Origin of the sequence: Cognatitamlana onchidii, assembly GCF_004804355.1 — a bacterium.
GTDB classification, from domain to species: Bacteria; Bacteroidota; Bacteroidia; order Flavobacteriales; family Flavobacteriaceae; genus Cognatitamlana; species Cognatitamlana onchidii.
Genome location: NZ_SRWZ01000006.1, coordinates 258674 through 267382 on the forward strand (window position 1 = coordinate 258674; position 8709 = coordinate 267382).

Below are 8709 nucleotides of genomic sequence, written 5' to 3' on the forward strand. Positions count from 1 at the left end.
AGAAAAACAGTTAATAATACAAATTGAGTTGGATAAAGAAAATATTTGGAACAAAGAAAAACAAGGAAGTTGTTGAGCAATCAGTCGCTAAAATCACCGACGCGGAATTGGAATTTCTAATCAACCGAGAATTTCCTGAAAATGCGGATTTAGTAAAAAGCAAACTGAATGAAATTCAGAGTGACTCTCATTATGGAAAAAACAGAATTTCCGCAGCAGTCCTAAAAATCGCAAATTCGGATTTGACAAAAATTGACTTTTTGATAACAAAAGCTAATGAGGATTTTCGAGATATAATTTCAGAAGCAGAATATCCAAGAGTCTCAAAACACGGATTTGGAGAACGGAATGAAAAGGAATTAAAAACTGATAATTTAAATGATTGGACTGAATATACAAATTGGAAAAATAAAAAACGAACGCACAACACCGTATAAAAAAAATTGCTAGTTTTAGCTAAACCAATGTTAGTTGCTCGTTTCCTAGCTTCTGATTTTCCTTCGGAAAATCCTCGCACACAAACACGCAACTTTCCTTATACAAACACGTTGCCTTTAATTGCGGAAAACAAGAAGCCAAAATCTGAAAATGATTAATAAACTCCAACTTATATCGATATTATTAATATTTCTATCATTTTTTAATTGTGCTCCTAAGCTCACTTATATAGAAATAAAAGAAAAAGTAAATAACAAGTATATTGCCTTAAACGAAAAAGACTTCGAATATGAATATAATAATCTTCCCGAAAAGTATATTATGGAATATGGAGAAGAAGGATTAATAAAAAAACTCCAAGAGACTTATGAATTGAGAAAAAAAGACAAATTTCCAATTACATATGATGACATCGGAGACTTTAAAATTCAACCTATAAACAAATGCAACTCAACTTACTTTTATAAAGTAAAATATATAGTTGACAAAGTGCAGATGACTCCATATTTGGACTCTCTTGCATTAGAACGGAATTATAAAAATTATGGGAAAGAAAATGTGAGTTTTAATTCTATTTTAAAGATATTAGAAGTTAGACTATATAAAGAAGATATTTTAATATTCGACAAAGATAAAGTATGGAAATTATTAGCTTTTAAGGATTTTGATAGTCAGCTTTATGATAGACTATTTAGAAAAGGATTTTCTGAATGTGTAAAAACAAAAATTGATAACGCGGAATACCTTCCGTATTGGTGAAAAATAAAACAACTAAAGGCAACAACGTGTAAAAATAATTGCTTGGTTCTAGCCTATTCGGAAAATCCTTCGGATTTTCCTCTGGTTCGTTCCACTTTTGCTAAATTAGTGGCTTAACCACGCAACTATCCTTACACAAACACGTTGTGGTGCATTTAACAAACAGACGAACTAATATGAAAAATTGTTACAAATGTGATTTTGAAATACAAGAAAGTTTTAAGTTTTGTCCAAATTGTGGTTCAAATCAAACTGAATTAGTTTGTCCTAGTTGTAAGTACAAAAATGAGCCAAATTCTAAATTTTGTCAAGAATGTGGAACAAATTTAAAAGGAACTAAAAAGCCTTCTAAACCTAAAATAGAAATAATTGAGCAACCAATACCTGAATTTGGAATTACTGTAGAGTTTAAGTATTCTACTTCGCAAACATTTGACTTTGCAGTTGAAGAAGCGATGAAATTCAGCACTTTTCAACAAATTGGTGAAGATAAAAAAGCAATTTATCGTGTTAATGTCACTGAAGACCAAATAGAAACTCTTGAGCCATTATTGGAGAATCTTAAAGGTTGGAGAAACCGAAAAGTTTATCATAATGGAGAAAAAGTACTTTGGGATTCAATGTTCAGCCATCAATGGTGCTATAAACAAAGAAAAGCAAGTTATAAACCAGAGCTTTATTGTTTCGGTTATGAAAACAACTATGATTATAATTTATGGGGTTGCATTCAAACAAGACTTGCTTTTAGAGAACATTCAGAACTATTTACTTATGGTAAGTGGTTAAATACTAAAGGTGACTGGGAATTTGACAAAGAGAGAATAAGTCACACATTAGAAAAGAATCTTTTTCAATACCGCTTTTGTCCTGCTATGAATTTGGAACTAGTTAAAGATGTTTTGTTAGCGTTCCCAGACAAAGTAAACCCTTCAAAAGATGATGACTGGAAATTCATAAAAAATTATGGTTCACAAGACGGTTTGAAAATTACTGAAAAAAGCAGTTTTGGCTATGTTGAAGAATACTATGTTAATGGAGCTGCACCAGCAAGTATGAAGAAGTTCTTAACTCAAATCAGCAAAAAAATGACTAAAAAGTTACCTAGTGGAATTATAGAATAATAGACAGAATATGAACGAAATTATTTGTCCAAATTGTAAAAAAGCATTCAAAGTTGATGAAGCAGGTTTTGCAGATATACTTAAACAAGTTCGAGACCACCAATTTGAAGAGGAAATTAATTCAAGGTTAGCAATTGCAGAAAAGCAAAAGGATGATGCAATAAAACTAGCTGAAGCGAATGTAAAAAACTCATTTCAAGCTGAACTTGCAGAAAAAGAGAAAGAGATTTCTCTATTAAAAGCTAATAGTAAAAGTCAGTTAATTGAGAAATTAGCAGAAAAAGATGCTGAATTAGCAAAAGTCAATTCTAAAATTCAAAATGCTGAGACTGAAAAAAAATTAGCAATATCTGAAGCTGTCAAGCAAATTGAAAAAGAAAGAGATAATTTGGCTAATGACCTTAGAATTAAGGACACTGAGAAGGAGCTCCTTGAAAAATCTATTAAAGAACAGTTCAATAATAAACTTATTGTAAAAGACGAAACCATAAAAATGAAAGATGAGGAAATTACTCGTCTGAAAGACTTCAAACAAAAGCTATCAACTAAAATGGTAGGCGAAAGTTTAGAACAACATTGTGAATCAGAATTTAACAGGATTAGAACAACAGCATTTCCAAATGCATTTTTTGGGAAAGATAATGACGCTAGTTCAGGAACAAAAGGTGATTTTATCTTTAGAGAATCTGATGCTTCAGGTAATGAAATAATTTCTATAATGTTCGAAATGAAGAACGAGAATGAAACAACCTCTACCAAAAAGAAAAATGAAGACTTTTTTGCTAAATTAGATAAAGACAGAATAACTAAAAATTGCGAATATGCAGTTCTTGTATCGTTACTAGAATCAGATAGTGAATTTTATAATACTGGTATTGTTGATGTTTCATATCACTTTCCTAAAATGTATGTAGTTAGACCTCAATTCTTTTTACCAATCATTTCATTTTTACGAAATGCAGCTTTAAACTCAATGAAGTATAAAGCGGAGTTAGCTCAAATTAGAAACCAAAACATTGACATAACCAATTTTGAGGATAAGATTAACGCCTTCAAAACAGGTTTTGCAAAGAATTATGAATTGGCCAATAGAAAATTTAACACCGCTATTGCAGAAATTGACAAAACAATAAGTCACCTACAAAAAACAAAAGATGCTTTATTGTCATCGGATAGAAATTTAAGATTAGCTAATGACAAAGCAGAAGGATTAACTATAAAAAAATTAACACACGGAAACCCAACAATGAAAGCTAAATTTGATGATTTAAATAACGAATAAAAACGACACCACAACAATGGCTATAAGTAATTGCTTGCTCTCGCCTACTTCTGAAAATCCTTGCGGATTTTCAGTTTGGTGTGTACTTGCAAAGTTAAGTGCTAACCCACGCAACTACTCATAGCCGAGACCGTTGTGCGTCATTTAAGAAAAATCGTGAAATACAAGAAAATAAGAGGATTAAAACGAAAGGTTGCTAATATTCAGAATTGGATAAATGAATATTTGGACTTAAATGTTGAGCATTTGAATGAACATAAATACGAATACACCAAAGTTTATGTTGACCCTTGGGACAATCTGACTTTGACTGACAGTCTGATTCCTGAACCGAAAGGAAAAGCCAAAAAGGATATCCTAAACGGACTTGAAAAAATCTATGATAGTTGGAAAATTGAATTAGAGAAATTAAACAAACCGTATTATTTAAAAATATGGTTGTATGAACCAAGGATTTCTAAATCTCAAGTCGTTTGTGCAATTGACGAAAAGATTGAGTATTACGAAAACATATTTGAAAAAGCCGATTTTAAGCCAAATGACTCGTCATTTACTAATCAATTGAGTTCTGAATTTAAATGGCAACCTAATATTGACGAAGAACCTTATTGGGAAAGTGATTTGCTTTGGCCAATTGACCAGTACGAAAGAATAGAAGACAGTTATTCGGACAGAAGACTTTTGAACAAACTGAAAAAAGGGAATTTTAAGAATAAAGAAATTGACAGTCCAAATGGAAATAAAGACACGATTTATTTCTTACCAAAAGGGAAAATTTGGGTTGGAGAAAAATAAAAAACGAACGCACAACAATGGCTATAAGTAATTGCTTGTTCTCGCTTACTTCTGAAAATCCTATCGGATTTTCAGCTTGGTGTGTACTTGCAAAGTTAAGTGCTAAATCACGCAACTACTCATAGCCGAAGCCGTTGGCGCTAATTTGAGAAAACGACATTGACAAAGAATTTCAGCATATTGATTTTTAAACAAACCAGGGTAGTGATAAGCTTATTTACCTTTGTAATTTTGTTTATACCCGTTTTGTTGCTTCCAAGCCAAATTGAAAATTCAATTTTACAATTAGTGGTTACTGCTCTCGGAATAATTGGGCTATTTGGAATACTCTTTTATTTCTCTTATGGACGACTAAATGTGACTTTTGAAAATGATACACTCCATTTTGAATGGCAAAAAAAACTGCTTTTTGACTATGCGAAAATCCCAGACATTGAACTTAATGAAATAAAATGCCTTGTGATTGACCAAGGACAAATCTTAAGAAAAATAATTACGGACAAGGTTGAAATAACACTCGGAAATAATCGCCCAAATAATATTTTAAAAAGCGATTCACAGTCCTTTATAAATTTCCTTTCAAAAGAAATTCAGGACAAAGAAATTATTGATAGTTGGGATATTTGGGTTAAAAAAGGAATTTTAAAATGGGCATTAAGAATTAACACAATGATTCTTATTGTGGTAGTTGGAATTTTAGGTTTTTTTGCTGCAACTAAAGGAATTGAAAAGATTCCCCCTGCAAGTTTCTTTATGCTGATTTTCCTTTTACCACAAATGATTTTATATCAAAAACAAATGAAAAATAAAATAAAAAACTAGCGCCAACACAGTATATAAAAAATTGCTATTTTGTGCTTAACCAATGTGAGTTGCTTTGTTTGCTAGCTTCTGATTTTCCTTCGGAAAATCCTCGCACACAAACACGCAACTTTCCATATACATAAACGTTGTAAGTCATTTGAAAAATGAACAAAACATTCAAATTCATATCATTAAGTTTAATTGGAATACTTATCCTTACTTCTTTCGGACTTCAAAACAAACCGAAAATACTTTTCCATAAAATAAGGTTTACCGCATCTTCTGTGAAATTAGAAAAATGGAATATTAAGGATACAATAGGAACTGAATTTGTAATGGAAACCATAGATGATTACGGAAGAACTAAAGAATTAAGGTTCTATAATTGGAAACATCAATTGGATTGGGCTGGCTCGGGATTTTATGGTGGACCAATAATAAAATACGATTACGAGAAAAATAAAATAATCGAAACGTTTTTTAGTTCTGACACAGAAATTGCAAATGACTTTAGCACATCAGAAGTTCCTTTTCAATTTATTTATTATCTCAATTCTCAAAATAATATTGAGCGGACTGAAATGAAATACAAAATGGATTTTAAGTGGACTAAAGAAAGTTTAGAAAAAACCATTAAACACTTGGAATTTTATAAACAATACGCATCCGAAGAAGCTGATTTAGACCAAGTTTTTGGTTATTCTTATGCGTTTGCTAAAATGAATGGAATTGAACCTAAAACAAAATAAAAACGCCTTACAACACCGGCTATAGTTCATTGCTTCTGACTTTCCTATCGGAAAGTCCTCGCAAATTTGCTATCTCCGGTTTACAGCGGAAAATCCTTGCGGATTTTCACGCAACGAAACCATAGCCAAACACGTTGTGTGTAAGCTGAAGAAAAATCCGTGAAACAAGAAAAATGGGAATATTTGATTTTATAAAAGGTAATAAAAAAGCTAAATCGGAAAAGACCGAAAAGCCTTCACCTGAACAAAAGTTATTCTCGGAAAAAGCTATGGAAATTGTAATTCCGACTTTTGAAAAGTTCGGATTTATAAAACACCGAATTGAAATCGGAAAACATTCTTCTATAATAATTTACCGAAAGGAAAACCAATACTTAAAAATATCGAGTACAACTTATCCGACAGATTACCCATATTGTTACAATATAATTTTCGGAGAAGGAGACAGCGAAGACGTTTTAGAATATGACTGGAATTCAATTGCACTCTGGAGGTTTAAGAAAATAGTTGAGCCGAAATCAAAAGCATCGGAATATGAGTTTCCGACTAAAAAAGGAGTCGAATCGAGTTTGGAAAATGCTAATAATGAATTATTGAAATACGGACTGACTTTTTTAAACGGAGATTTGAATTTATTCCACGAAATTAGAAAAGAACAAAACCAAAATAGAGAACCATATAAAATATATTCGCCTGACAAAAATGGAAAATATCAAACGTCCTACGAACCAAAAAGCGTGGAACAAAAGAAAAAGTATAGTTGAATAAATAAAAGCCTACACACAACAACGTGTATAATTAATGGCTAGTTCAAGCCTACTTACGAAAATCCTCGCGGATTTTCTATTCGGTTTTTATTTGCTTAATTAAGTGCGTAGAACACGCCACTAATCATACACAAAACCGTTGTGTGTAATGCGAGCGAACATCTTTGGAATAAAATTTGTTTACTAAAAAGGAAACTTTTATCTTTGTAACAAACAAATATCTGAATGACGGAAAAATTTAAAGTTGAATTTCTTAAGGAGGCTTTTGACTTCTTGGATGAACTTGATGAAAAGGCTCGAAAGAAAATACTTTTCAATATTGACAGGGCAAAAGTAAAAACAGACAATACGCTCTTTAAAAAACTGACTTCGGATATTTGGGAATTTCGGACTTTGTTCAACAAAAAACAATACCGACTTTTTGCATTTTGGGATAAAACCGACAATAAAGTGACTATTGTAATAGCAACACACGGAATTATTAAAAAAACGCAGAAAACACCGAAAAAAGAAATTGACAAAGCGACCGAGTTAATGAACAAATATTTTGAATCGAAAAACAAGAAGTAATGAAAACATACACATTTGACGAAGTAAAAGACAAATACCTTGGAAAAAAAGGTACAGAGGAAAGAGATGCCTATGAAAATGAATTGCGACTTGATTTGATCGGAGAAGCAATCAAAAAGGCTCGTAAGGAAAGAAAACTGACGCAATCGCAACTTGGAGAATTAATCGGAGTGAAAAAAGCGCAGATTTCCAAAATCGAGAATAATTTGACCGATGCAAGATTTGAGACAATTTTAAAAGTGTTTAGAGCTTTAAACGCAAAGATTAATTTTAACGTGGAATTGCTGAACCAAAAAATGGACTTGGCAACTGAATAAAAGCACTACACACAACAATGGCTATAAGTAATTGCTTGTTCTCGCCTACTTCTGAAAATCCTTGCGGATTTTCAATTTGGTGTATACTTGCAAAGTTAAGTGCTAACCCACGCAACTACTCATAGCCGGAACCGTTGTAGCACATTTACCAAAACAAACTAAATGATTGAATTAATACTTTCGACTTTAGCAGAATTTGGCCTAATTCGGGAAGATTATAAACATCGAAAACGGATTAGTAAAAAAGAAAAAGAAGACGGAATTAATAGACCGATTCAAAAATATTTTCTACAACCGAGTTCAATAATGGTTCTTTCAGTTTTGATTATTGGAAGTTTAGGCGCATTTCTGTTTTTTAGCTACCAAAGGACTTCGATTTTTCCAGAAAAAACCAAAAAAGAAATAACGGAAATGAGTGACAGAATGGAAAAGTGGAATGAAAAATTTGGAAAATATCCAACTGACCTAAACGAGTTGATTGGTAATAGCCCAATAAGACAGGAATGGATAAAAGATTCATGGAATCGACCTTATCAATACTCTGTTAAAGAAAATGGATTTTTAATTGTGTCAGCTGGTTCTGATGGACAATTTGGGACTAAAGATGACATTGAATCGGAATAAAAGAAAATTTAAAATTATAAGACTTTATTTAATTAGTTTAGTCTGCATTGCCTGCTTCCTTTTGTTAGAGAACTCTAACATAATTTCTGAACTTGTTCAAATATCGGAAAAAGGACGTTATGGTGGATTTCCAACATTTTTTTTAACAGGATTATTTAAATACGGATTATTAGTAATTGGAATAAGTATCATTATAATTATGAGTTTTCTGTTAATCAGAGAAAGAACAAAAAAACAATTGAATAAATAAAAACGTGCTACAACACCATGTAAAAATAATTGCTTGGTTCTTGCCTACTCGGAAAATCCTACGGATTTTCCTCTGGTTCGTTCCACTTTTGCTAAATTAGTAGCTTAACCACTGTCGACTTCCCCTAAATAGAACCGTTAGTTTTTCCAAAATTATTCATTTTTTCGTTTTAAAAGTAGTTTGATTTTTAATTTTATAACGGCTTTAAAATCAAACTATTTTTAAAATGCGCC

General features: G+C 31.7%; 11 protein-coding genes. All 11 read left to right on the plus strand.

Annotated features, from left to right (window positions below; translation table 11 throughout):
* Positions 1-23 precede the first annotated feature (23 nt).
* The 11 genes from E5D58_RS14985 (at position 24) to E5D58_RS12795 (ending at position 8226) form a co-directional block, all read left to right on the plus strand.
* Positions 24-437, plus strand: a complete 414-nt coding sequence (locus tag E5D58_RS14985; RefSeq protein ID WP_168796685.1) for a hypothetical protein — start codon at positions 24-26, stop codon at positions 435-437.
* A 151-nt stretch (positions 438-588) separates the two neighbouring features.
* On the plus strand, positions 589-1197 hold the full coding sequence (locus E5D58_RS12740; RefSeq protein WP_136482346.1) for a hypothetical protein: 609 nt from the start codon (positions 589-591) through the stop codon (positions 1195-1197).
* Between the two features lie 176 nt (positions 1198-1373).
* On the plus strand, positions 1374-2318 hold the full coding sequence (locus E5D58_RS12745) for a zinc ribbon domain-containing protein (protein ID WP_136482348.1): 945 nt from the start codon (positions 1374-1376) through the stop codon (positions 2316-2318).
* 10 nt (positions 2319-2328) lie between these two features.
* Positions 2329-3600 (plus strand): DUF2130 domain-containing protein, encoded by a 1272-nt coding sequence (locus E5D58_RS12750; protein WP_136482350.1) that lies wholly within the window; start codon positions 2329-2331, stop codon positions 3598-3600.
* 156 nt (positions 3601-3756) lie between these two features.
* Positions 3757-4395: a hypothetical protein gene (locus E5D58_RS12755; RefSeq protein WP_136482352.1), complete on the plus strand. Its 639-nt coding sequence runs from the start codon at positions 3757-3759 to the stop codon at positions 4393-4395.
* Positions 4396-4599: 204 nt separating this feature from the next.
* Positions 4600-5217, plus strand: coding sequence for a hypothetical protein (locus E5D58_RS12765; protein WP_168796686.1), 618 nt, complete (start codon positions 4600-4602; stop codon positions 5215-5217).
* Positions 5218-5363: 146 nt separating this feature from the next.
* Positions 5364-5948, plus strand: coding sequence for a hypothetical protein (locus tag E5D58_RS12770; RefSeq protein ID WP_168796687.1), 585 nt, complete (start codon positions 5364-5366; stop codon positions 5946-5948).
* A 173-nt stretch (positions 5949-6121) separates the two neighbouring features.
* On the plus strand, positions 6122-6712 hold the full coding sequence (locus E5D58_RS12780; RefSeq protein WP_136482359.1) for a hypothetical protein: 591 nt from the start codon (positions 6122-6124) through the stop codon (positions 6710-6712).
* Between the two features lie 228 nt (positions 6713-6940).
* Positions 6941-7285: a type II toxin-antitoxin system RelE/ParE family toxin gene (locus E5D58_RS12785; protein WP_136482361.1), complete on the plus strand. Its 345-nt coding sequence runs from the start codon at positions 6941-6943 to the stop codon at positions 7283-7285.
* Positions 7285-7602: a helix-turn-helix domain-containing protein gene (locus E5D58_RS12790; protein ID WP_136482363.1), complete on the plus strand. Its 318-nt coding sequence runs from the start codon at positions 7285-7287 to the stop codon at positions 7600-7602. Before E5D58_RS12785 ends, E5D58_RS12790 begins: the two co-directional genes overlap by 1 nt.
* A gap of 162 nt (positions 7603-7764) precedes the next feature.
* Positions 7765-8226, plus strand: coding sequence for a type II secretion system protein GspG (locus tag E5D58_RS12795; RefSeq protein ID WP_136482365.1), 462 nt, complete (start codon positions 7765-7767; stop codon positions 8224-8226).
* The last annotated feature ends 483 nt before the right edge of the window (positions 8227-8709 follow it).